The organism is Pseudoalteromonas agarivorans, assembly GCF_024518735.1.
Lineage (GTDB): Bacteria > Pseudomonadota > Gammaproteobacteria > Enterobacterales > Alteromonadaceae > Pseudoalteromonas > Pseudoalteromonas atlantica.
In genome coordinates, this window is the sequence record NZ_JANIGJ010000014.1 from 54669 (window position 1) to 79463 (window position 24795).

At 40.7% G+C, this 24795-nt stretch carries 15 protein-coding genes and 1 tRNA gene; 7 read left to right on the plus strand and 9 right to left on the minus strand.

From position 1 onward, the window contains the following. Positions 1-38: 38 nt before the first annotated feature. Both NQT65_RS18695 and NQT65_RS18700 read right to left on the minus strand, forming a co-directional pair. Complete coding sequence (locus tag NQT65_RS18695; RefSeq protein ID WP_029773724.1) at positions 39-821, minus strand: DUF481 domain-containing protein; 783 nt, start codon at positions 819-821, stop codon at positions 39-41. A 191-nt stretch (positions 822-1012) separates the two neighbouring features. Next, positions 1013-1831 (minus strand): mechanosensitive ion channel family protein, encoded by an 819-nt coding sequence (locus NQT65_RS18700; protein ID WP_024032471.1) that lies wholly within the window; start codon positions 1829-1831, stop codon positions 1013-1015. A gap of 263 nt (positions 1832-2094) precedes the next feature. On the opposite strand from NQT65_RS18700, the gene NQT65_RS18705 reads away from it, so the two are divergent. The 7 genes from NQT65_RS18705 (at position 2095) to NQT65_RS18735 (ending at position 17744) form a co-directional block, all read left to right on the plus strand. Further along, a tRNA-His gene (locus NQT65_RS18705) sits at positions 2095-2170 on the plus strand. A gap of 234 nt (positions 2171-2404) precedes the next feature. Next, positions 2405-3733 carry a porin family protein gene (locus NQT65_RS18710; RefSeq protein WP_256851768.1) on the plus strand — a complete coding sequence of 443 codons (1329 nt, stop codon included), beginning with the start codon at positions 2405-2407 and terminating at the stop codon, positions 3731-3733. A gap of 11 nt (positions 3734-3744) precedes the next feature. Then, the gene (locus tag NQT65_RS18715) at positions 3745-4875 is read left to right on the plus strand and encodes a FecR family protein (protein WP_256851769.1); all 1131 of its coding nucleotides are present in this window, start codon (positions 3745-3747) and stop codon (positions 4873-4875) included. Between the two features lie 86 nt (positions 4876-4961). Then, positions 4962-13031 carry an Ig-like domain-containing protein gene (locus tag NQT65_RS18720; RefSeq protein WP_256851770.1) on the plus strand — a complete coding sequence of 2690 codons (8070 nt, stop codon included), beginning with the start codon at positions 4962-4964 and terminating at the stop codon, positions 13029-13031. A 3-nt stretch (positions 13032-13034) separates the two neighbouring features. Then, positions 13035-13883 carry an MBL fold metallo-hydrolase gene (locus NQT65_RS18725; RefSeq protein ID WP_256851771.1) on the plus strand — a complete coding sequence of 283 codons (849 nt, stop codon included), beginning with the start codon at positions 13035-13037 and terminating at the stop codon, positions 13881-13883. A 5-nt stretch (positions 13884-13888) separates the two neighbouring features. Continuing rightward, positions 13889-16111: a CHASE2 domain-containing protein gene (locus NQT65_RS18730; RefSeq protein WP_420875630.1), complete on the plus strand. Its 2223-nt coding sequence runs from the start codon at positions 13889-13891 to the stop codon at positions 16109-16111. Between the two features lie 7 nt (positions 16112-16118). Next, positions 16119-17744, plus strand: coding sequence for an HD domain-containing phosphohydrolase (locus NQT65_RS18735; RefSeq protein ID WP_420875629.1), 1626 nt, complete (start codon positions 16119-16121; stop codon positions 17742-17744). Between the two features lie 446 nt (positions 17745-18190). On the opposite strand, the gene NQT65_RS18740 is transcribed toward NQT65_RS18735, so the two are convergent. The 7 genes from NQT65_RS18740 to NQT65_RS18770 all read right to left on the minus strand — a co-directional run bounded on the left by NQT65_RS18740 (position 18191) and on the right by NQT65_RS18770 (position 24785). Then, a complete protein-coding gene (locus NQT65_RS18740; protein WP_138685391.1) occupies positions 18191-19618 on the minus strand; it encodes an NAD-dependent succinate-semialdehyde dehydrogenase in 1428 nt (475 codons plus the stop codon). 313 nt (positions 19619-19931) lie between these two features. Then, complete coding sequence (fdx, locus tag NQT65_RS18745; RefSeq protein ID WP_004585776.1) at positions 19932-20270, minus strand: ISC system 2Fe-2S type ferredoxin; 339 nt, start codon at positions 20268-20270, stop codon at positions 19932-19934. 10 nt (positions 20271-20280) lie between these two features. Then, positions 20281-22143, minus strand: a complete 1863-nt coding sequence (hscA, locus tag NQT65_RS18750) for a Fe-S protein assembly chaperone HscA (protein WP_256851772.1) — start codon at positions 22141-22143, stop codon at positions 20281-20283. Positions 22144-22184: 41 nt separating this feature from the next. Further along, positions 22185-22712 carry a co-chaperone HscB gene (gene hscB / locus NQT65_RS18755; protein WP_256846195.1) on the minus strand — a complete coding sequence of 176 codons (528 nt, stop codon included), beginning with the start codon at positions 22710-22712 and terminating at the stop codon, positions 22185-22187. A gap of 96 nt (positions 22713-22808) precedes the next feature. Then, entirely contained in the window at positions 22809-23132 is a 324-nt protein-coding gene (gene iscA / locus NQT65_RS18760) for an iron-sulfur cluster assembly protein IscA (protein ID WP_138685389.1), read from the minus strand. 9 nt (positions 23133-23141) lie between these two features. Then, positions 23142-23525 carry a Fe-S cluster assembly scaffold IscU gene (iscU, locus tag NQT65_RS18765; protein WP_004585772.1) on the minus strand — a complete coding sequence of 128 codons (384 nt, stop codon included), beginning with the start codon at positions 23523-23525 and terminating at the stop codon, positions 23142-23144. 42 nt (positions 23526-23567) lie between these two features. Further along, entirely contained in the window at positions 23568-24785 is a 1218-nt protein-coding gene (locus tag NQT65_RS18770) for an IscS subfamily cysteine desulfurase (protein ID WP_004585771.1), read from the minus strand. Between the last annotated feature and the right edge of the window lie 10 nt (positions 24786-24795).

Sequence of the window (24795 nt, forward strand, 5' to 3'; positions counted from 1 at the left end):
CCTTTTGTCACTTAAATGTCATTAAATACGGTTTTTGGTTAAAAACTGTAAACTAACGTTAATGACGTTTCTGTATCTGTGCTTTCTTCGTCATCAGCAACATCTGAGTTGTTGGTAACATTAAAAGCGACTTTCATTTGCAGCGAGCCATTTATTTTTGCTAGCAATGCAGTTTCTGAACGCGTTTTGGTGTTTGAGTCACCGTACTCAACTGATACAAGTTGAGTAAAACGTGCACTGTCTGAAATCTGCCAGTTGTAATCAAGTTTACCTAAAGCAATTACTTCACTGTCGCTTTCGCCTGCAAGTAGGTTACCGTCGTCATCAACTTGCGTGCTGTCGTCAGAGTATTCAAAAAATTTGTAACCCGGACCAAACTCTGCATTTAACCACATATCTGGTTGGTCAATTAAACGTAAGCCGTAACCAGCAGAAATTACAGATTCAGTTCTATACGCGCCAAAGTAGTCTGAAACGTGTGAACCATAAATGAATAAATGAGAATTCTTTTCATTTAATTTGTAATTACCTTGCGCAGATGCAGAGTACTTTTCGTTCGTACGCTGCTTGTCTTTGTCGCCGTTGTCATCCTCTACTTCATCTTCTTTATAGATGCCGTCGATTTTGTACTCGTTATTCCAGTTTTCTAGGTGATGTAATACCTTTAAACCGCCTTTTAACGTTGTAGTTTCAGTGTTACCACTAGTGACAATAGCACCTAGCTCGCTTGTTACTTCCCACGTTTTTTTCTCTGCGTCTTCAGCGAATGCGTTAGTTGCAGCAGATGCTGCAACTAAAAGTGTTAAAAGCTTTAATTTCATTAAAAATAACCTATTTAATCCTAAAAATTATACTAATTCGCTTAATTAAGTAATCTATTTTGAGGTTGGAAAAACGTGTTGATAGCCAGGCACAAAAATTCGCTATTTAGTTGTTCTAAATGAGAATTTTTTAACGCAGCTAGCGACACGTTTAACCCCGCAAAATGATTAAGTATTATTGCGGATTTGTATTAGTCTTGCTTGTGTAAATGTACATCCATTTGTGGAAATGGGATTGTAATGTCTGCATCATCTAATGCAATTTTAATGTTCTCTAATAATGCCCAGTACGTTGGCCAGTAATCACCAGAGTTTACCCAAGGACGCACAATAAAGTTTACGCTTGAGTCTGCAAGTTCAGAAACTGCAACAGTGTATGCTGGATCTTTAAGTAAACGAGTCTCTGCGTCAAGTACTGACTGTAATACTTCTTTTGTTTTACGTAAGTCAGCATCGTAACCTACACCAATTACTAAATCGATACGGCGAGTAGACTCACGTGAGAAGTTAGTAATAGCACCAGACATAATTTGTGAATTTGGTACGATAATTACTTTGTTATCTGGAGTGCGAAGCTCTGTAGAGAATATTTCAATTTTTTTAACTGTGCCCATTTTACCGCCAGCTTCAACAAACTCACCTGATTTAAATGGGCGAAGTAATATAATAAGTACGCCAGATGCAAAGTTAGACAGCGAACCTTGCAGCGCTAAACCAACAGCTAGACCAGCCGCACCTAAAATAGCAATAAACGAGGTTGTTTCTATACCGATTTGCGAAAGTGCCATTAAAATAGTGGCAGCAAATACGATGGCATAAACTATACTCGATACAAATGAGCCTACAGCTTTATCAACTTTCTTTTTATCGAACGTTTTTTCTGTTAAACCTGCACAAAACTTGGCAATACGGCTACCAAGTAAAAAGATAACAAGCGCAATGACTGCTTGAATACCGTAGTGTAAAATTAGGCCTGAATTTTCGTTTAGCCAAGTAAGTATTGAATCCATAGTAACTCCAAATAGTTTTTATTAAGCAATTTCCCGCAAGTGAGTATACATTAATTTACATTTTATTCTCATTAAATAGTAAATTATCACTACAAAATAGTTTTTATTGTCAGCGCTAATACGCTACACACTCTTTATGAACCTTTACTGATAGTAGGCAATTTTATGAAATATTTATTTTTTTTGATTTTTTTTAATTTTAGGCTTCACAACATTTATAATATTATGTATTATGCGCGCCACACCAAACGAGGTGTGTAGTGGCGGTTGTAGCTCAGTTGGTAGAGCCCCGGATTGTGATTCCGGTTGTCGCGGGTTCAAGCCCCGTCAATCGCCCCATTCTTTTCCTTTTGTTCCTGTTTTATCCCCCGTTCGTTTTTTCAATCTAAATTTACTCATCTATCTAATTTACCGAATATCTTACTTGATCAGATACTAATTAGTTTGCTGTTTACAATCGCACAATAATGCACCAATATACTTTACATATAAACAGAAAGTGCTACCTTATTAACGTTTAACAGCATTTAGTATTAGCAAACCACCACTTCTTCTTGGGATATTCTAACGAGCATGATCAAACACGCTATTTTTATTTTATTACTTGGTTACCTTTCTTTTGCTAGTTTGAATGCAAAAGCTCAAAATAATATTTCCTATGTAAAGCTACTTGGTGAACTGCAATATTTAATTTCGCAAAAGCAATTTGATGAAGCATACAAAAGCAGTCAAAAACACTATAAATATTTGGGCGAACCTGATTTTGACTATTTGCTTGGGGTTTCAGCACTAAATTCTGGTCTTTCTGCTCCGGCGGTATTTGCTTTTGAGCGAGTAATAGAAGCAAAACCACAGTGGTATGAAGCACGTTTATATTTAGTAAAATCTTATATTGCTGCCAATAATTTACCTGCAGCTAACGCTCAAGCGACTTTATTAATTAATACTGATACTTCACCAGAGGGTGTAAAAAAAGCGGCTCGTTCTTTATTAGCAACATCACAGCACAAGCAGCGCTTAACAGAGCGTACATATGATCAGAGCATTGAGCTTGCATATGGTGTAGATGGTAACGTTAATGCAGGCACCTCTGAGGATACAATTTTAATCCCTAATTTGGGTGAGTTTTTACTATCACCAGAAAGTAAAAGCACCGACGATAATTATATAAAGCTAAATTATAAAGGGCGGTACTTTCACCCCATTGACCAGCGAAGCTCTTTTGCTTTAGGTGTAAATACCGATTGGTATAAATTTAATGAGCTATCTGAATATGACCGTATTAATACCAATATATCAGGTCGATACCAACAAAAGTTAAATGATAACACCCTGTGGTATTTGCAAGCTGGTATTACGCCTTTACTGTTAGATGGCGAGCTATACAGAACCGAGACATCATTAACAAGTGGAGCTAGTTACCAATTTGATAAACAATTAAGTGTATTTGGAGCGCTATCAATTGGCCTTATGAATAATACATTTGACGAGAAACTAGATAACTCCTTTTACACTCTTAATATAGGTGCAAGTTATCTGTCTCAAAAATGGTATCAAAGCGTTAGCGCAAACTTTAAAAATGAAAGCGCTAACATTGACGAAGGTGAGTTTAATGCAAGAAGCATTAGCGGAATTTATTACCAAATAAATGCATTACTTAGCCAACAATGGCAAGTCTCTGCACAAACAGGGTATCAATGGATTGAATATCAGGATGAGCACCCGCTATTTCTTCAAGAGCGAAGCGATAACCTATTGATACTTTCTAGCTCGTTACGCTACTTAGTTAATAAAAGTTTAGCGTTGCAATTAGCATTGAACTACCAAGACAAAACCAGTGATATTTCTTTGTTCGAATACGATCGCTTTGATACCAATATAAGCGCAAGTTACTCATTCTAATTAAGGTACTTATGAAACATTTAATTCCGGTATTAACCACCTTACTTTGTGTGAGTTTTTATTCTCAAGCGAGCACAACTGTTGCAGGAAAAACTATTTTAGCCCGGGGCGCTGTACTTGCTACAGATGCCGAATCCGCCCAACAACGAACACTTAAGCGACGCGACACGGTATATGGCGTTGATAAAATAACTACTGGCGAAAAAAGCAAAGCACAATTTTCAATGTCTGATGGCGGCTTAATAGCATTAAAAGAAAACTCTGAGCTAAATATTACTAACTATGAGTTTAATACAATGACTCAGCAAGGCTCTGCCTCTATTGAGCTAATAAAAGGCGGGCTGCGTTCTATTTCGGGTGTTATTAAAAAAAATGGTGGCGCGTACAGTGTTAAAACACCGGTTGGATCAATTGGTATTCGCGGTACCCATTTTGAACTACAGCTTATAGATGGTGATATGTATGTAGCTGTTTGGGATGGCGCAATAGATTTAACACTAGAAGATCAAAGCGTTGTATCCCTTGGCAATAATGAGCCTTTTTCTTTTGCGCAGGTTACCTCATTAGGGCGCGTGATTAAAACAACTCAGGCACCTGCTGTTTTTACCCAAACCATAGCGACTATTAGTGATGACATAAGTGCTGAGCAACCAACAGAGCAGCAATCAATAGTACAAAACAATACTTCAGAAAAAACGACAGATGCCGATATATCAATAACTGATGTTTATGCTCAGCAGCAATTTCAGGCGGTAAATGATGCAACCTTAATTGACCAAATCGCGCAGCGCCAAGGTGTTTTTAATTACCAAGCAACCAGTTTTGATGTGTCGTCGAGCCTAGGAGAAGTCAGTGATTTTTCTATGTCTATGTCGGTAGATTTTGATAACGGCACAGTTCCCGATGGTGAAATTAGCTTTAATGATGCTGGCGGCAACTGGTACGCAGCTTACAGCGGCTTAATTGATTTAACCAAACTAGATTTAGCCGTTACATTTGCTTCTCATAACAACAATAAAGCAACTGGCCAAATTGATGCTGTGTTTTTAAATGACATAGATACCATCACGGGTGATTTTAGCCTTAGTGAAATTAATAACCCTGCTGTAAATGCCGGTGGCGACTTTAGATTAGAACCTTAAGTAACCTGCACTGTGGGTAATAATTTTCTTAACTAGTATTCAGGTTAAGTAATTTGAATATAAAGCTTTTTATTGGAGTATGTAGAATGACAGCAAAGAACCTTTTTTTGCTCGGTTCAATGGTTTTTTTGCTTAGTGCGTGTGGAGGCTCCGATGAGACAGCTCAACAAGACTCAGAACAGCTACCTGTAGAACAAGTTACACCCACCCCTTCTGCTACACCGATAAACCTTACAGGTATAACGGGTGACTCTGTTGTTACTAAAACACAGGTGTCGGGTGCCGTGGCCTCTAGCAGAGGGGTTGTAGGCACAACGGTTGCAAACTCTCAGGCTACAATAACTCTTTCGCAAACTAATGAAGTGATACAAGGCAATATCACTTTTTTACTTAGCGTGTCTGATCCCGATGGCATTAGCGCAGTAAATTTAGTACTACCAAGTGTAAATAAAAGCCTAGCACTTTGCACACAAGCATGTGGAACAGATTTCGAGCAGTCGGTTATAGGGTTGAGCCCTTACTTTTATGGCGTTGACCCTGGTGATCTGCGTTTAGAGATATGGATCACCGATAGCCTTAACAACCAGGTACTTGCAGACGCAGTGACGGCTAATTGGCAACCCTACCCAATAGAAGGCACAACTGCACAGCGAGACGGCCAAACGATTAATTTAGCGTGGCAAGAAAACGAAAACTTAAACCGCTACAATATTTACTTAGCAACCGAAGCAGGCATTACCACCAGCAATATAAATACGCTAGAAAATGGCCAGCAGTTTTTGAGCGTATCTGGCTCTAGCTTTAGTGTAGACAACCTATTAGCTGATAAAAGCTATCAAGTTTTAATAACTGGTGTAGATGGCAGTGGTGAAAGTGGCTTTGCAAAATTAATTAACGTAGCACCGCAAGGAGGAGAGCTAAACTTTGCGCCAAAAGCGGTAAACGATCAATTTTTAGTTAATGAAGATCAAGCCTTGCAAGGCAACGTTTTAACTAACGACACTGATGAGTACCAAGGGGAGCTATATATAAACACAACCCCTTTAGTTACACCTCAGCATGGCAGTATTTCACTCAGCGAAAGCGGTGATTTTACTTATACCCCACGAGCTAACTTTAACGGCATTGATGCATTTAGTTACCAAGTAATTAATGAACTTGGGATGACAGATACCGGTATTGTAGAAATAACGATTAATGCTGTAAACGATGCCCCCATAGCCCTTAATAACACATACAATATAAGTGCTGCCGGAACGTTATTAGTTGGCGCCCCCGGCTTATTAAATAACGACAGCGATATAGACCAAGATCTACTCACTCTAGATACAACGCCTGTTAGCCTACCGAGTAAGGGTACTCTCACACTTGTTGCTGATGGCAGCTTTGAATATGTAGGTAGTGCAAATATGCAAGGCACTGATAGTTTTCAGTACCGTATTTTTGATGCTCAAGGTGCTGAGGCTATTGCAAGTGTTACAATTAATGCACTGGATCAAAATAGCCCGCCTACTGCTGCAAACGATAGCTATAGTGTAGATGAAGATACCACACTTGTAGTTGATGCAAGCCAGGGTTTACTTGCTAACGACACAGACCCTAATAATGATACTTTCATCATTGATGATACTTATATTGTTTCACCTGCCCATGGGCAATTGCAATTGGCTACCGATGGTAGTTTTTCATATATTCCTGATGCTAACTACTACGGTATCGATGAATTTCAATACCAAGTGATCGACACTTTCGGTGCCACGGCCACTGCAACGGCAACACTCACAATAAATAGCACGCCTGATACCCCTAATGCCCAAAATGATGAATACCAATTTCAGTATAATCAAACATTGGTTATTTCAGCTGAAAATGGCTTACTTAAAAACGATGTAAACATAGAGCCAGGTAATCTCACCGTTAACACCACTCCCGTAGTTAACGTACAAAGCGGTACTTTGGCACTTAACGTTGATGGGTCATTTTCCTATCAACCCGATTCAGATGCATTAGATGTTGATAGTTTTACTTATTCAGTTTCAAATGAACAAGGGCTAACATCCACAGCACAAGTTGTGTTAAGTAAAACAGGGTCTAACTCCCCTGCTGAAGCTAATGATGATGAATATACGATATTAGAAGACAGCCCAGCTACTTTGTTAAACGTATTAGAAAACGATACAGATGCCAACGGCGATACACTTACCCTTACTAATGTTACAAATACAATCGGCAGCGCACGCATTGTAAACAATAAAATTGAGTATACACCTGAGCCCAATTACTTTGGTGAAGTAACCCTAAACTATACGATTTCTGATGGCATTGCCGATGGCACGCCAGCTCAAAGTAGCGCAATAGCCACCCTCATTATTATACCGGTTAACGATGCCCCCATTGCGGTGGCTGATAGCGCCGCAATGCAAGAAGATGCATCGCCAATTTTAGTTGATGTGCTTGCCAACGATACTGATATAGACAGTAACAATTTAACTATAACAAGTGTTGGCACCGAATTTGGTTCAGCCAGCATTGTTGATAATAAAATTCAGTATAGCTCTGCACCTAATACCCATGGCGTGGCAATTGTATCGTACAGTGTATCCGATAATAACGGCGCAGAAGCAACGGCTAATTTACAAGTAACCATTTCGCCAGTTAATGATGCACCCATAGCAAATGCCGATAGCATTACCATTACAGAAGACGCTACTGCTACCTTAATAAATGTATTAAGTAACGACACAGACATAGATGGTGATACCTTAACTCTTAGCTCTGCTAGCAGTGATATTGGCAGTGTCTCAATTGTAAATTCTCAAATTCAATATACCCCTGCAGAAAACGATAATGGCACTGCAACAGTCGGCTATACAATAACCGACGGTACGCAAAGTGCTTCTGGGGTACTTACAGTAACAATTACCTCTGTTAATGATACGCCGGTAGCAAACCCTGATACCGCAACCATTTTAGAAGATGCTGCGCCAACGAGTATTAACGTAATAGCTAACGACACAGATGTAGACAACGACCCTCTTGCTATTAGCACAGCAAGTGCAAGCACCGGCTCAGTATCGGTGTCTGGCAGTAACCTAGTTTACACACCTGAGGCAAACTTTAACGGCCAAGCCGTTGTAAATTATACACTTACTGACGGCACGACTACCGCCACAGGTGTGCTTACGGTAACAGTAACAGCAGTTAACGATGCACCTGTTGCTAACCCCGACACAGCGACTATTTTAGAAGATGCTGCAGCAACAAATATTAACGTACTTGGCAATGATACAGATGAAGAAAACGACGCTCTTTCTATTAGTGCGCTAACGACCACATCAGGTGCAGTTACAAGTACAGGTAATGATGTAATCTTCACGTCTGAGGCTAATTTTAATGGCCAAGTAACGGTAAATTATACCCTAAGTGATGGTACTGATACGGCTATGGGCGTACTAACAATAACTGTAACGCCCGTTAACGATGCTCCAATTGCAAACCCTGATTCTGCCACAATTTTAGAAGATGCCGTAACAACAAACATTAATGTATTAAGTAACGACACAGACCCTGAAAATGACTCGCTCACGATAAGCGATGCAAGTACCAATACTGGTAGCGTTTCGTTAGCCGGTAGCAACCTTGCTTATACACCAGAAGCCGATTTTAACGGTCAAGCAGTTATAAATTACACCCTAAGTGATGGCACCGATACAGCCTCTGGGGTACTTAATATTACGGTTACACCGGTAAACGATGCGCCAGTTGCCAACCCTGATACAGCCACAATAAATGAAGACAGCTCGACTACTGTAAATGTAGTGGCTAATGATACTGACACTGAGGGCGACTCACTCACTATTACCACGGTTTCTGCTGACTCAGGAAGCGCAACCATTGTGGCTAATCAAATACAATATACACCGCAAGCTGATTATAACGGCACTGCAGTTGTTACCTATACAATTAGTGATGGCGAGGCGGCTACATCAGCTACACTTAATATCACAATCAATTCAGTGAACGATGCGCCGGTAGCAACCCCAGATACTGCCACTATTTTAGAAGATGCCGCAGCAACAAATATTAATGTGTTGGGCAACGACACTGATGTAGAAAACGATACACTTTCTATTAGTGCTGTAACTGCCACATCGGGCACAGTAACAAGCTCTGCAAGTGATGTAATTTATACTCCAGATGCAAACTTTAATGGTCAAGCCACTATAAATTACACCCTAACTGATGGCACTGATACAGCCAATGGCGTGTTAACTATTACGGTTACCCCAGTGAACGATGCGCCAGTTGCCAACCCTGATGCAGCTACTATTTTAGAAGATGCCGCAGCAACAAATATTAATGTGTTGGGCAACGACACCGATGTAGAAAACGATACACTTTCTATTAGTGCTGTAACTGCCACATCGGGCACAGTAACAAGCTCTGCAGGTGATGTAATTTATACTCCACAGGCAAACTTTAGCGGTCAAGCTACTATAAATTACACCCTAAGTGATGGCACAGATACAGCCAATGGCGTGTTAACTATTATGGTTACCCCAGTGAACGATGCGCCAGTTGCCAACCCAGATACTGCCACTATTTTAGAAGATGCCTCAGCAACTAGTATAAATGTATTGAGCAACGATACAGATGTAGAAAACGATACACTTTCTATTAGTGCTGTAACTGCCACATCGGGCACGGTGACAAGCTCTGCAGGTGATGTAATTTATACCCCAGATGCAAACTTTAGTGGTCAAGCTACTATAAATTACACCCTAAGTGATGGCACAGATACAGCCAATGGCGTGTTAACTATTACGGTAACCCCAGTGAACGATGCACCAGTTGCCAACCCTGATACTGCCACTATTTTAGAAGATGCCGCAGCAACAAATATAAATGTGCTGAGCAACGATACAGATATAGAAAGCGATACTCTTTCTATTACTTCTGTAAATGCTGATGTTGGCGCCATTTCTAGCTCTGGTGCTAACGTTGTTTACACGCCAGAAGCTAACTTTAATGGCCAAGTAATCGTAAATTATATCCTAAGCGATGGTACAGACACTGCCGCGGGAACATTAACCATTAATGTAACCCCTGTAAATGATGCGCCTGTAGCGCAACCTGATACAGCAACTATCAATGAAGATGCTCCCGAAACAACCATTGACGTTATAAGCAACGACACCGATGCAGATGCAACCGATACCCTAGCTATAACAGCCGTTACAGCAGATATTGGTACAGCGAGCGTTGAAAATAATGAGATTAAATATACCCCCGCCTTAAACAACGAAAGTACAGCAACACTCACCTACACGTTAAGTGATGGTACTGATGAGGTGCAAGGTAATTTAACTATTACAATTGTAGCAATTAACGATGCTCCAACGGCAGTAAATCAAACTTTTGCTATTGGTGAAAATGCCACTGATGGAGAAACAATTGGTACTATAACAGCGTCTGATATTGAAAATGACACCCTCACATTTAGCCTAAGCGGTGGCGAAACCTCATTATTTAATATTGATAGCAATAGCGGGTTGTTAACCGTAAATAGCAACAGTGCCTTTAATTTTGAAATAGCTACACAGCACACAGTTAATATAGATATTACCGATAACGGCTCTCCAAATGAAACCACTACAATAACCATTAATGTGAATATTACGGATGAAGAAGACCCGTTAATTCCTGTAGAAGATGATACATTTGGACGAGCGATTAGCGAACAGTTAGATCTTTCGAGCGTTTTTTCAAACGGTGAATTTAACGATAGCATTGAGCTTAACACTAACCTTTATTTTGTAGGTTACAATAACAACACAGATACAGATATCGTTGTTGTTTCTTATACCAATACGGGCGATTTAAACACTGCATTTAATAGCAGCGGCTTTAAAACGATAGATTTTGGTGAAGATGAAACAGGCACGGCTATTATCTCTGGTAATGGCGAGTTATTTATAGGTTATTCAAGCTTTAATGGCTCAGAAACTGAAGCATGCTTATTAAAAATGAGTGCTGCAGGCGTTATAAGTACTAACTCTGGCGACGCTAACAGCGGTACTAAATGTACAACACTGGCTAGTGAATCTGTAATAAACGACCTTGAGTTCACCGACAATAAAATACAAGGCGTTGGCTACTCGGTAAATGGTTCAGACAAAGACAGTTTATTCCTTAAATTTGATGTATCGACCCTCGCTTATGAATCAGGCAGCCCAGGTATAGTAGATGTAAGTGGCCAAAACCTGGATGATGAATCGCACGCTATTAAAAACTTTGGTAACTCTAATTTACTTGTAGTGGGAAGCAGCATAGGTGAAGAAGGTGATTTAGATGCAACCATCAGATACCTTATTCCTGATGGCAACAATAACGGAAGTTTTAACTCTGGCGATGCGCTTATATTAGATTTATCGGACGAAGAAGGTGACGATGAGCTACTTGCAGTTGGCGGAGTAGACGCAGTTAACTTTAATGCCTTTTTAGGGGGATATATTACTCGCTCTTCAGGTGAGAAAGAGGCTGTAATGATCTCAATTGATAACAATGGCAATATTGATGAAAATATAGGGGATGAAGGAATCGCCGTATACAATATTGATGAAAACTCGGGTTCTGCTAATGGCGGCGCACAAATAACGGGTGTGCAATACGCCCCTATGAGTAATCAACTAATCCTCTCAGGTACTACTGGTGTGGAAGCCTCTGATGATACTCAAAACGAGCAACTATTTTCGGCGCGAGTATCTATATCTGATGGCGCGCTTGACACTAGCTACGGCAATGCAGGCATAAACATCGTCTCTAACGTTATCAGTCATCAATCTGCTAATGCATCAACTATTGATGAAAATGACACTCTGTGGCTATCAGGCAGATTTAACGATTCATCTAATGAGCCTTTTGTAACGTCAATAACGAGTGATGCAAATTTAAACACCGACTTTGCAATAAATGGCTATACAAGTATAAATGACTTAAGTGTTAGCTCAGACGACTTATCGATGAATGTATTGCAGCTACAAAACGGCGTGCAAGCCAATAAGTTTTTAAGTGCCTCTATTGCACAACTTAATACTAATAATAAGCTAGTGCTCACTCGCTATAGCAGTGCAGGCATTATTGATACCAGCTTTAGCCTTGATGGTAGTAAAGCCCTAAATATTAATGTTGCCTTTAAAACCATTACTTTAAAAGAGCTTAGCGATGGCAGCATCATTATTGCGGGTACACTCATAAACGGTTTAAACGAAGAAGGCTTTATAGCAAAAGTAGACCAGGACGGTTACCTAGATGAAAGCTTTGCCAGCGAAGGGATTTATACCACTGTAGATATATTAAATATCAATATTAACTTTGCAGATGTTGCAGTAGATAGCAGCGGCTATATTGTTGCTGTAGGATCTTCGACTAATGCTTTAAGCGTAACAAGATCGTTTGCAACGATGTTAAAAAGCGATGGTAATTTAGAAAATAGCTTTGCTACAAGCGGTGCTTACTACGGCAGCGTAAATGAGTTTTTTGAAACACTCTATATAGATGCAAATAAAGATATATATATTGCAGGCAAGCAAGTATCTGGCAGTGACTCACAATTAATAATGTTGAAAATAGACGATGATGCTAACGCGCTATTTAGCTATACAGATAGCCGCTCTTCGACAGATATTAGTAATAGAGCAGCAAAAATATTCGCCGATAGCGCGGCAAATCTCTATTTAGTTGCTAATGAAGGCACCACGCCAAACCAAGCGGTGATTATCAAGTTACAACCAGATGGAACTGAAGATACAAGCTTTGCCACTAGTGGTGTTGGGCAATATCAATTAGCATCAAGTTCTGATACTAAAGTTACCGATGCGGCGATTGATACTACAGGTAATATAATTTTATCAGGCATGAGTGATTCTAAAGGGATGATTGCCCGCATATTAGCTAATGGTACTATCGACACCTTATTTGGAGAAAATACGCTTGGTTATTATCAGGCTAATCAATGCGATGGCACACATCAGTTTACATCAATGCTTTTACAAACAGATACCCAAGTGGTACTTAGCAGTACATGCTTTGATAATGCCTCTAATAATGTCAGTTTATCTAAGTTTAACTTTTACCCTGATGGAGTTAAGCCCTAAATTATGAAAGTTAAATTTTATGGCGTAAGAGGCTCAATGCCATCTCCGGGTGAACATACGCACCAATTTGGTGGTAACACCTCATGTGTGTATGTTGAGCAAACAAATGGCAAAGGCCTGATACTCGACTCAGGTACGGGCATTGCACAGTTAGGTGAAAAGCTCATAGAGCACACGACCCCCATTGCAATTTTATTAACGCATAATCATTGGGATCATATTCAAGGCTTTCCTTTTTTTAAGCCTATTTACCAAGCCGATCGCGATATAACCATTGTTGTAGGTGATGTTGAAGACGAGCAAACTAAAAATGCGATTTTAATGCAAATGTCTGGCTCTTTTTTTCCGGTTAGCTACCAACACTTACCTGCAAACATTACATTAAACACTCAGCTTGCTTCTCAAAAAAACTTTACTCTAAATAGTTTTAACGTATTTACCGCGCCGTTAAATCACCCAGGCGGGGGCACAGCGTATTGTGTACATGCTGAAGGCAAAAAAATTGCTTATATAACAGATAACGAATTGGCCCCACCCGGTGTTGTTAAAACCACAGTTACCCAGTGGGCTGAGTTTATTAAAGGTGCTGACTTATTAATTCATGATGCACAATTTACTACCGAAGAGCTCACGCTTAAGCACGGTTGGGGGCATAGTACATTTAAGCAAGTAGCTGAATTAGCAATGCAAGCGTGTATTAAAAATTTAGCGATTATAAGCCACGACCCAGCAAGAACCGATGACGAGCTACTCGCAATAGAAACACATTTACAGGCAAATTATGGCGAGCATATTAATATTGAATGTGCCAGAGAAGGCCGAACGTTTGAGTTTACGCCAAGTAAGGATTAATAGTTATTTCTCGCGTTTATATTCCTAAAATTTACCGCCACCTATTTGTAGGCTTAGCCATTACGCTGCTTATAGCTGCTGTAGAATTATTCTCTAGTGGCGCATTAGCCAAGCTGCTCAATAGGGTCGAAGGTATTATTTACGACTCTAGGCTATTGCTAACTTTACCCGATACTCCCCGTCAGCTCGACGAAACCGTTGTTATTATCGACATAGATGAAAAAACGATGCAAGAGCAAGGGCGTTTCCCGTGGAGCCGGGCAAAAATGGCAGACCTGGTAAATAAACTCACAGAGGCCGGTGTTGTAGTTATTGCATTTGATATATTTTTTTCTGAACCGGAAACAAACCCTGTTAACCAAATTCAATCTAGAGCCCCTGATTTATTAAGTGCATACAAAGTAGCGTTAAATGATATTAAACATCAGGTAGACGCTGATACCACCTTTGCTAAAGCACTCAATAGTAACGATACCGTATTGGGTTTTTTATTAAACAACGATACATACAAACAGCGTAACCCGTTGCCAGAGACAAGCGTACTATGGCCAAAGAGCGAGCAAAGTAACTCCCAAGTAACCCAGTTTTTAGGCGCTACTGTTAATATACCTATGCTGCAAAATAGTGCTACGGGCAACGGATTTATCAATGCTCACAGCGAAAACGACGGATTTATCCGTAAAGCGGCACTGGTTAATAGAGTAGGTGATAAGCTCTACCCTTCTTTAGCACTTGAGGCAGCACGTTTATATACCTTAGCGGACAGTGTTGAAACACGCGCGAGTGCCCAAGGCGACCTGACTTTTTTTGAAGGGGTTAAATTTCATGAGCATTGGATTCAAACAGATGAGTACGGCCAAATTTATATCCCGTACAAAGGCCGTGCTAAAAGTTTTCAGTATTACTCTGCCACAGATGTATTAACCAAAAAAGTTACCGAGCAGCAATTAGAAGGCAGCGTAGCATTTATTGGTACATCCGCAATTGGTTTAGCTGATTTAAGAGCAACACCAGTGGGTTTACAATACCCAGGGGTAGAAGTGCATGCCAATATTTTTGAAGGGCTACTCCATCCAGAAATTTTACCTTCTCAACCCACATGGGCTTTAGGGGCAACATTATTAATAATTACCTTTGTGGGCTGTTGCTTATCGTTTTTAAGTTTTCGTAAAAGCGCCCGCTTTATTGTCACACTTTCAGTGAGTATGGCTGGGCTAGTTATATTGCTTAATTTTTATTTATGGTCAGTACAAAAAATTAGTCTGCCGCTATTTATGCCGCTGTTACTTATTTCCCTATTAGCAGCCTACTTTGTTTTTATTGGCTCTATAGCAGAAATGAAGCACAGCCGAAAAATTAAATCGATGTTTAATCAGTATGTACCGCCTGACCATATTGAGCAGTTAATTCGCCAACGTAAACAGCTTACTCAGCAAAGTATAAAACGAAATATGACCGTATTATTTGCTGATATAAGAAGTTTTACTGCGCTGTCGGAAGGAATGAGCGCAAATCAATTAAGTGATTATTTAAATCTGTACTTATCGGCGACTACAAAAGTTATTTTTGATCACAGCGGCACAATAGACAAATACGTAGGCGATATGATTATGGCCTTTTGGAATGCCCCACTTGAAGATAGCGACCACGCAAAACACGGTGTTGAAGCAGCAATGGCAATGGTAGCAGGCCTTACAAGCCTTAATAAAGCATTTGCTGAGCAGCAGCTTCCTCCCATTAGCATTGGTGTGGGTATAAGCACTGGCGAAATGAATGTTGGCGATATGGGCTCGGTGTACAGAAAAGCCTATACAGTACTTGGAGATGCAGTTAATTTAGGCTCAAGAGTAGAAAGCTTGACCAAATTTTACGGGGTAGCTATTCTGGTTACAGAAGAGACAATGCTTGCTTGTCCACATATTGCATTTCGCTTAATTGATAAAGTACAGGTAGTGGGTAAAGTAAATGCAACTGAGCTATATGAGCCTGTCAACTTTATAGCTGATATAAGCGAAAGCCAGCTATTTGAAATTAAAAAGTCGTTCACTGCTATGCAGCATTACAATAATAAAAATTGGCAACTCGCTCTATCGTTATTTGAAGAGCTAAGTGAAACTAGCTTATTGACTGACCACGTTTACCACATTTTTATTAACCGAATTAAAAATACCGATTTGCAAACTTTAGCACAGGATTGGAATGGCGCCTTTATCCACAAAACAAAGTAGTAATAATATGTCTGAGTACATTAAAGATAGAACAAATCTTCATCACTTTATTGATATTAGTATTAGGCTAACAACAGAAAAGGATGCGAGTAAACTTCTTGAAGAAATTCTACAAGTTGTTATGTCTATTTCTAACTCTGACGCAGGGACTATTTACTCTATTACAGATGACAAGCAGCTAAAGTTTGAAACGGTTATTAATAAATCTTTAGACCTCTATTTAGGGGGAGCTTCAGGGAAGCCCGTTGACTTTCCTAATATAGATTTGTTTATAGATGGAAAAGAAAACGAAACAGCTATTGTCGCTCATGCGGTTAACTCTGGTGAGATTATTAACATTCCGGATGTATACGCGGCCCTACCCTTTGATATGAGCGCTGCGCGTAATATGGATGCGCGTACGGGGTATCGTACTCAATCTATGTTAACGATTCCGCTAAAAGATCATACCGATGATATTATTGGTGTGATCCAACTGATCAACGTAAAAGATCAACACGACAATATAATCACTTATAGTGACGAACTTGTCACATTGATACGATCATTTGCATCGTTAGGCGCTATATCACTGACAAACTCTACCCTTATTAAGGGAATGGAAGAGCTATTTTCTAAATTTGTAGAAACCATTGCTATGGCCATCGACGAAAAGTCCCCTCATACCGGCGGACACTGTAAGCGAGTTCCTGCGCTTACTTTAATGCTTGCTGATGCTGTGCATAAAATTGACCGTGGTCCCTTGGCTAACTTTTTAATGAGTGATGCAGACCGCCATGAGCTAGATATAGCAGGCTGGCTTCATGATTGTGGCAAAATAGCGACCCCCGATCACATCATGGAAAAGTCGACCAAGTTAGAGACTATTTTTGATCGTATTGAACACATTGAAGCTAAATTTGAAGTTATTAAACGTGATTTAGAAATAAGCTATCAAAAACAAATTATCTCTGCAATGAAGCTCAATAGGCCAATTGAGGTTTTACAATTTGAGCGCTTACTCGATACCGAATTAAAACAACTTTCTTTAGATCGCGCGTTTTTGCAAAGAGTTAATGTGGGTGGCGAATTTTTATCAGATGAAGATGTTGCGAATATTGACCGCATTGCATCTCACTATCATTTAACTATAAACGGCAAAGATACCCCGTTACTAAACGCAGATGAAGTAGAGAATTTACAAATACGCAGGGGCACACTAACGCTCGGCGAGCGCGACGTTATGAAGCGCCATATGGATGTGACTAAAAATATTTTAGACACACTGCCATTCCCTAAACATTTAAGTAATGTGTCTGAATATGCATTGGGCCACCACGAAAAACTAGATGGTACAGGCTACCCGCAAGGATTAACTAAAGAGCAAATGTCGATTCCGGCAAGGCTAATGGCCATTGCAGACATTTTTGAAGCCTTATCAGCAGTAGATAGGCCTTATAAAAAAGCAAAGCCTGTGAGTGAGTGTTTAGCTATTTTAGGAAAAATGGTAGAGAACAACCATTTAGACGCCGATATATTCGCGGTATTTGTAGAGAGTGAAGTGTATAAGCACTACATAAATGAGTACGCAATTGCAGAGCAATTAGACTTTGTTGATTTAACCACCCTACCGGGCTATTCACCTATAAAATAAGCCAGCTAAACTTACTCAAGCTATAAAAAATGCCACCTTGCGGTGGCATTTACACACGGGTTATTTCTACAAGTAGAAATTCTTTTTATTTTTGATTATTTTTAAACAAAAATTATGCCGTAAATGTAGCACTTAGGCCTATATCTAGCAATAAAAAGGTAACCTGTAGTTATAAACCTGTACCAATTCCGCAATAATATTTAATCATTTTATGGGGCTAAACGTGCCGCTACCGGCGTTAAAAAAAGCTCATTTACGACTGCATGGATGCACAAGGTAGAGCAATGCAGGCGCAATTGCCAAGAACAACTAAATAGCGAATTTTTTGCCTAGCTATCAACACGTTTTGCCATCCCCAAATTGATCACTTAATTAAGCAAATTGGTATTAATAACCTAAGCCGTGCTGGGTAACCAATTTTTCATAGTTTATGGTGTCATCATTTTTTAAACTTTGATACACACATATTTTTCTTCAAGGTATTCATCAAGTCCTTGATGGCCCCCTTCTCGGCCTAAGCCTGATTGCTTAACTCCACCAAACGGTGCCACAGGGTTAGATATAACCCCTTCGTTAACACCAACCATGCCAAACTCAAGCCCTTCGCTAATACGATAAATCTGCTTGATATTTTGACTGTAAAAATAAGCCGCTAAGCCATATGGAACATCGTTAGCAAGGGCTAGTACTTCGCTTTCCTCATCAAAAGGAATAACAGTTAATACCGGGCCAAATACTTCTTCGTGGTATATATCCATTTCGGTCGTTACGTTAGTAACAATAAGCGGATTTTGAAAGCTGCCACCTAAGTCGCCGTTATCCCCTATTAGGTCTGCGCCTTTATCAAGTGCATCTTGCACAAGCTGCTGCACTTTTTCTTTCGCTTTTGGGTAAATAAGGGGGCCAATGTCTACGTCCTCTTCAAACCCATTGGCTACTTTTAATGCGGCTACTTTAGGCGTAATTTTACTCAGCACTTCATCTAAAATACTGCGCTGAATAAAAATGCGGTTTGCGGCTACACATGCTTGGCCACTGTTTCTAAACTTAGCCGCCATGAGGCCGTCGATTGCTTCGTCTATATCGGCGTTATCAAAAATAATAAAGGGGGCGTTTCCGCCAAGTTCCATGGAGGTACGTTTAATCGTACCCGCACACTGAGAAAGTAACTGCTTGCCTACGCCTGTTGAACCTGTAAAAGTAAATTTGCGCACCACTTCTGAGTCTGTAAGTATTTGTCCGACTGTTTTTGCGTCTTGCGAAATCAGTACGTTAAAAGCCCCTTTTACAAACCCAGCTTGATCGGCAAGGTATGCCAATGCCAAAGCACATAAAGGCGTATATTCAGAAGGTTTTAGCACAAAGCTACAGCCTGCAGCGTATGCTGGCGCCACTTTACGTGTCACCATAGCAACCGGAAAGTTCCAAGGAGTAATGCCAGCCACAACGCCTACAGGTTGTTTAAAGCTCGTTAATCTATGTGTATCGTCGGTTGGGGGGATCACATCGCCGTAACTGCGTTTAGCTTCTTCTGCAAACCATTTTATAAACCCAGCGCCATAGTCTATTTCACCTAACGACTCTTTAAGCGGTTTACCTTGCTCTTTTGTCATTAGCTCAGCAAGCGTTTGCTTGTGTTTTATTATCAGCTCATACCAACGCATTAGCGTATTACTTCGCTCAGTGGCATTGGTTGATTTTAACTTAACAAACGCACCTTGCGCTGCCTTTATTGCGCTATTAACGCCTTGCTCGTCTATATCACTTACTTCAACAATACTTTTTTCGGTCGCGGGGTCGTCAACGCTAAAACGTTTATTGGTTTTATAAAATTCACCATTAATAAACGAGTCACAAAAAATTAGATTACTCAAAATAGACCTCCGAAATAGTTTTATGGGTTAGGTAAAACGCGTAGCAGCGGGTTTAGCCAAAAGCGATAATTCCTTGACTGTAATTCGACCTGTAAAACGTGATCACTTTAGATCTAGGCCTATTTTAAAAACGCGACATAAAGTCGCTGCTACGGTGTAAGATGTAGCAGCGGGTTTACCCCGCGATTATGATTACGTGATCATTCATTTAAAAACGCGACATAAAGTCGCTGCTACGTGCTTATACAATCTCTTAAACAAAAAAGCCGCTGTAAAAAACAGCGGCTTTTAAAAAATTCTCGTTAATTAAAAACTAGTGCTCTTCATTAACGATATTGAGATTGTACTTAGGTATTTCAACCACTAAGTCTTCATCTCTAATAACTGCTTGGCATCCTAAGCGAGATTCTGACTCTAAGCCCCAAGCTTTATCTAGCATGTCGTCTTCTAGCTCATCGCTTTCGTCTAGTGAGTCAAAGCCTTCGCGGATCACTAAATGGCATGTAGTACATGCACACGATTTTTCACATGCGTGTGGAATGCTAATGCCGTTTTTAAGGGCCACATCAAGGACTGTTTCGCCCGCAGGCGCTTCAAGTGCTGCACCGTCAGGACATAATTCCGGATGGGGAAGAAAAATAATTTGTGGCATTCTAACCTCTTTAAACGTTGTCTACTGACTGCCCTGTAAGGGCCTTTTTAATTGATGCATCCATTCTGCGCGAGGCAAAATCGCTGCTAGCGTTATCTACTTTTTCAATTGCGGCTTTAATTTCACCTGGTTGCTGTGCGGTCTCGCGCACTTTAGCAAGCTCGCTTATTTCAGCTTTTAAATTAGCAAGTTGAATATCGTCGAGCAAGTCACCGTCGCTAGCAAGTGACGCCTCTAGTGCTTCTATAACACGTAGCGCTTCTACTTGTTGCTCTTTAAGCATACGTGCTTGCATGTCACCTTTAGCGTTGCTCATTGACTCTTTGAGCATGTTAGCTACTTGGTCATCAGATAAGCCAAACGATGGTTTAACTTGGATTTCAGCTTGCACACCCGTTGATTTTTCCATTGCTGATACACTTAACAAGCCATCGGCATCCACTTTAAAGGTAACACGAATATGTGCAGCGCCTGCTGCCATAGCCGGTATGCCTTTTAAGCTAAATTTAGCCAGCGAGCGGCAATCGTCAACTAGTTCGCGTTCACCTTGTAGCACATGTAAAGACATTGCCGTTTGGCCGTCTTTAAAGGTAGTAAATTCTTGCGCACGAGCAACAGGAATAGTGGTATTACGCGGGATTATTTTTTCTACTAACCCACCCATCGTTTCAAGGCCAAGTGACAGTGGCAATACATCAAGTAATAGCATGTCAGAATCGGGCTTATTACCTACTAATACATCAGCTTGTAATGCAGCACCTAGTGCAACAACACGATCTGGGTCGATTGATGTTAGCGGCTCTTTTTCAAAAAAACCTTCAACTTGGCTGCGAACCAGTGGCATGCGAGTTGAACCACCTACCATTACAACTTGCAGCACTTCTTCGTTTTCGATGCCGGCATCTTTTACTGCACGACGACACGAACGAAGTGTTTTTTTAACAAGTGGCATAGCCAGCTCGTCAAAGGTTTCGCGTGTCACTTCTACGGTGTGTTTTTGCTCGTCAAATTCAAGCACTACATTTACTTTTGCGTACTGGCTTAGCGCTTCTTTACAGGCTTTTGCTTTATTAATAAATAAGCGAAGCACAGAAGGCGATAATGCCAAAATACCAGTTTGTTGCTTAAAGTAATCGACTAATAACGAATCGAAATCATCGCCACCTAAGCTTGAATCACCGCCAGTTGCCATTACTTCAAACACACCTTGGTGTAAGCGAAGTATAGAAATATCAAAGGTGCCGCCGCCTAAATCGTAAACAGCAATGATACCTTCTTGGCCCGAGTCTAACCCGTAAGCGACTGCCGCAGCGGTTGGCTCGTTTAATAAACGTAATACGTTAATGCCAGCAAGTTCGGCTGCATCTTTAGTGCTTTGGCGCTGTGCGTCATCAAAGTACGCAGGCACAGTAATTACTGCACCTAAAATCTCTTGATTACCAAAGCTTTGCTCTGCACGCGCTTTAAGTGCCGCTAAAATATGGCTAGAGGCTTTAACAGGGCTGATTTTTCCGGCATCGGTTTGAATGGCAAGTGAGCCGTTATCTTCACAAAACTGGTACGGTAATTGGCCGTAGCTTTGCTCTATTTCGGCTTGGGTTTTACCTAAAAAACGCTTAACTGAAATAAGGGTATTGGCTGGGTCTTGTGTTGCAGCTTGTGCAGCATCGGTGCCTACCGTGATGCCGCCAGCTTGGTAACGCACAACCGATGGCAACATGGCTGCACCAAGGTCATCTGTTAATGTGCGGGCTTCGCCACTTTGTACCGTTGCAACCAATGAATTAGTGGTACCTAGGTCAATACCTATTGCTAATTTGTGTTCATGTGGTGCCGCGCTCTGCCCCGGCTCAGCAATTTGCAATAATGCCATAATGCTCTTTAAACTCGTGTTGCTCGCTTTACAGCAAGTAATTAATCGTCAAATAAACTGTCTTCAATACGCTCAAGTTCGTCTTCTAATTTATATACAAACTTTAATTTGCGAATGTTGTCAGCAGCTTGTTGATATTGCGCCTCGTCGTTACTTGCAAGTTGCTCGGCAAGTTCATTACTGTATTGGATTTTTAATTGCTTTATTTGTGATTCAAAATTGGCGATAGCAGCCTCAGGATTATTTGCTGAAGCGAGCTCTTCTAGCTCTTCACGCAGTTCCATTTGCTGCATTAAGAACATTGGATCTTGCAGTGTTTGTTGCTCAGCTCGAATATCAACACCTAGTTCGCTGAGCATATATTCAGCTCGTTTTACTGGGTGTTTTAGCGTTTGTAGCGCATCGTTAATTTCAGCGGTACTTTGTACGGCCATTAACTTATCACGGCTGCTCGCATTAGCGTGGCGATCGGGATGCACTGCGCGCTGCAGCTCTAGGTAATGCTTATTTATTGTTGCCAAGTCAATGTTGTAATCAACTGGTATTGCAAATAACTCAAAGTAACGCATAGCTTCAACCAATAAAATTTAGAAATACAAATTTCACAAATAACAAAGCCCTACAATTACTGGCAGGGCTTAAAAATACTACAAAGGTAGCTGAGCTTAAACAGTAAAGCTTTCGCCACAACCACACTCGTCGGCTTGGTTAGGGTTATTAAATTTAAACCCTTCATTTAAGCCTTCTTTGGTGTAGTCAAGCTCAGTGCCGTCAATGTAAACCAAGCTTTTAGCGTCAACAATTAAAGTAACGCCTTTAGCTTGAAAGGTTTCATCGTCTTCGTTAAGCTCATCAACAAACTCGAGTACATAAGCAAGACCTGAACAGCCCGTCGTTTTAATGCCAACGCGCAGGCCTAAACCTTTACCGCGGTTTGCTAAAAATGATTGTACGCGGTTTGCTGCCGCATCTGTCAATGTCACTGCCATGAATTTCTCTTACTTCGCTTGTTTGCTTTTGTAATCAGCAATTGCTGCTTGAATTGCATCTTCAGCTAAAATTGAACAGTGAATTTTCACTGGTGGTAATTCAAGCTCTGCACTGATATCAGTGTTTTTAATAGTTGATGCTTCGTCTAGTGTTTTGCCTTTCACCCACTCTGTTACAAGTGATGATGAAGCAATTGCACTGCCGCAACCGTATGTTTTAAATTTTGCATCTTCAATAACGCCTTCAGACGATACTTTAATTTGCAATTTCATTACGTCACCACATGCTGGTGCGCCAACCATACCCGTTGCCACTGACGGATCATTTTTGTCTAAAACACCAACGTTACGTGGGTTTTCTACGTGGTCGATTACTTTATCACTATAAGCCATAATTCTATCCTCATTACCTGCTACGGTAGGTGCTCACTCGTATTAGTGGTGAGCCCATTCAACTGAATCTAAATCAACACCTTCTTGATGCATTTCCCATAAAGGAGACATCTCGCGTAGGCGACCGATAGAGTTTTTCATTAATTCAACGGTGTAATCAATTTCTTCTTCGGTAGTAAAACGGCCAATACTAAAACGAATTGAGCTGTGTGCTAGTTCGTCGTTACGGCCAAGTGCGCGTAGTACATATGAAGGCTCTAAGCTTGCTGATGTACACGCAGACCCTGATGATACCGCGATGTCTTTTACTGCCATAAGTAACGACTCACCTTCAACAAAGTTGAAGCTGATGTTTACAATACCTGGTACTGATTGGTCTTGTGCGCCGTTAAAGTATACTTCGTCCATATCAGCCATAATGCCGTCAATTAGGCGTTTACGTAATGCGCTGATGTGTGCGTGATCTTTTTCAAAATCTTGCTTAGCAATTCTAAATGCTGCACCCATACCTACTAGCTGATGAGTTGCAAGTGTACCTGAGCGCATACCACGTTCATGGCCGCCACCGTGCATTTGCGCTTCTAGGCGAGCACGTGGTTTACGACGAACGTAAAGTGCGCCAACACCTTTAGGGCCATATACTTTGTGGCCTGAGAACGACATAAAATCAACTTTAAGCTGTTGTACGTCGATTAATACTTTACCTGCGCTTTGTGCTGCATCTACGTGGAACATAATTTTACGTTCGCGACACATTTCGCCAATAGTATTGATATCTTGAATTACACCTAGCTCGTTATTAACGTGCATAATGCTGACAAGAATAGTGTCGTCACGCATAGTTTCTTCAAGCTTTTTAAGATCTAACAGGCCGTTTTCTTCAACGTCCATGTAGGTTACTTCAAAGCCTTGGCGCTCAAGTTCACGACACGTATCGATTACTGCTTTGTGCTCGGTTTTAGCGGTAATAACGTGCTTACCTTTCTTTTTGTAAAACTGCGCTGCACCTTTAATTGCAAGGTTATTTGATTCTGTTGCGCCCGATGTGAAAACAATTTCACGCGGATCAGCATTAATTAAATCGGCAATGTCTGTACGCGCTTGGTCAACTACTTCTTCAGCTTGCCAACCAAAACGGTGCGAACGTGACGCAGGATTACCAAAATTACCGTCCATTGTCAGGCATTGCATCATTTCTTTTGCAACACGCTCGTCAACAGGCGTGGTCGCTGCGTAATCTAAATAAATCGGTAACTTCATTTCTCTCTCC

Bases quoted from the DNA above. Each gene is read 5' to 3' on its own strand.
- NQT65_RS18695 (WP_029773724.1), bottom strand. From the start codon at position 821: ATGAAATTAAAGCTTTTAACACTTTTAGTTGCAGCATCTGCTGCAACT.
- NQT65_RS18725 (WP_256851771.1), top strand. From the start codon at position 13,035: ATGAAAGTTAAATTTTATGGCGTAAGAGGCTCAATGCCATCTCCGGGT.
- NQT65_RS18700 (WP_024032471.1), bottom strand. From the start codon at position 1,831: ATGGATTCAATACTTACTTGGCTAAACGAAAATTCAGGCCTAATTTTA.
- iscU (WP_004585772.1), bottom strand. From the start codon at position 23,525: ATGGCTTATAGTGATAAAGTAATCGACCACGTAGAAAACCCACGTAAC.
- hscB (WP_256846195.1), bottom strand. From the start codon at position 22,712: ATGCGTTACTTTGAGTTATTTGCAATACCAGTTGATTACAACATTGAC.
- hscA (WP_256851772.1), bottom strand. From the start codon at position 22,143: ATGGCATTATTGCAAATTGCTGAGCCGGGGCAGAGCGCGGCACCACAT.
- NQT65_RS18720 (WP_256851770.1), top strand. From the start codon at position 4,962: ATGACAGCAAAGAACCTTTTTTTGCTCGGTTCAATGGTTTTTTTGCTT.
- iscA (WP_138685389.1), bottom strand. From the start codon at position 23,132: ATGGCAGTGACATTGACAGATGCGGCAGCAAACCGCGTACAATCATTT.
- fdx (WP_004585776.1), bottom strand. From the start codon at position 20,270: ATGCCACAAATTATTTTTCTTCCCCATCCGGAATTATGTCCTGACGGT.
- NQT65_RS18735 (WP_420875629.1), top strand. From the start codon at position 16,119: ATGTCTGAGTACATTAAAGATAGAACAAATCTTCATCACTTTATTGAT.
- NQT65_RS18710 (WP_256851768.1), top strand. From the start codon at position 2,405: ATGATCAAACACGCTATTTTTATTTTATTACTTGGTTACCTTTCTTTT.
- NQT65_RS18715 (WP_256851769.1), top strand. From the start codon at position 3,745: ATGAAACATTTAATTCCGGTATTAACCACCTTACTTTGTGTGAGTTTT.
- NQT65_RS18770 (WP_004585771.1), bottom strand. From the start codon at position 24,785: ATGAAGTTACCGATTTATTTAGATTACGCAGCGACCACGCCTGTTGAC.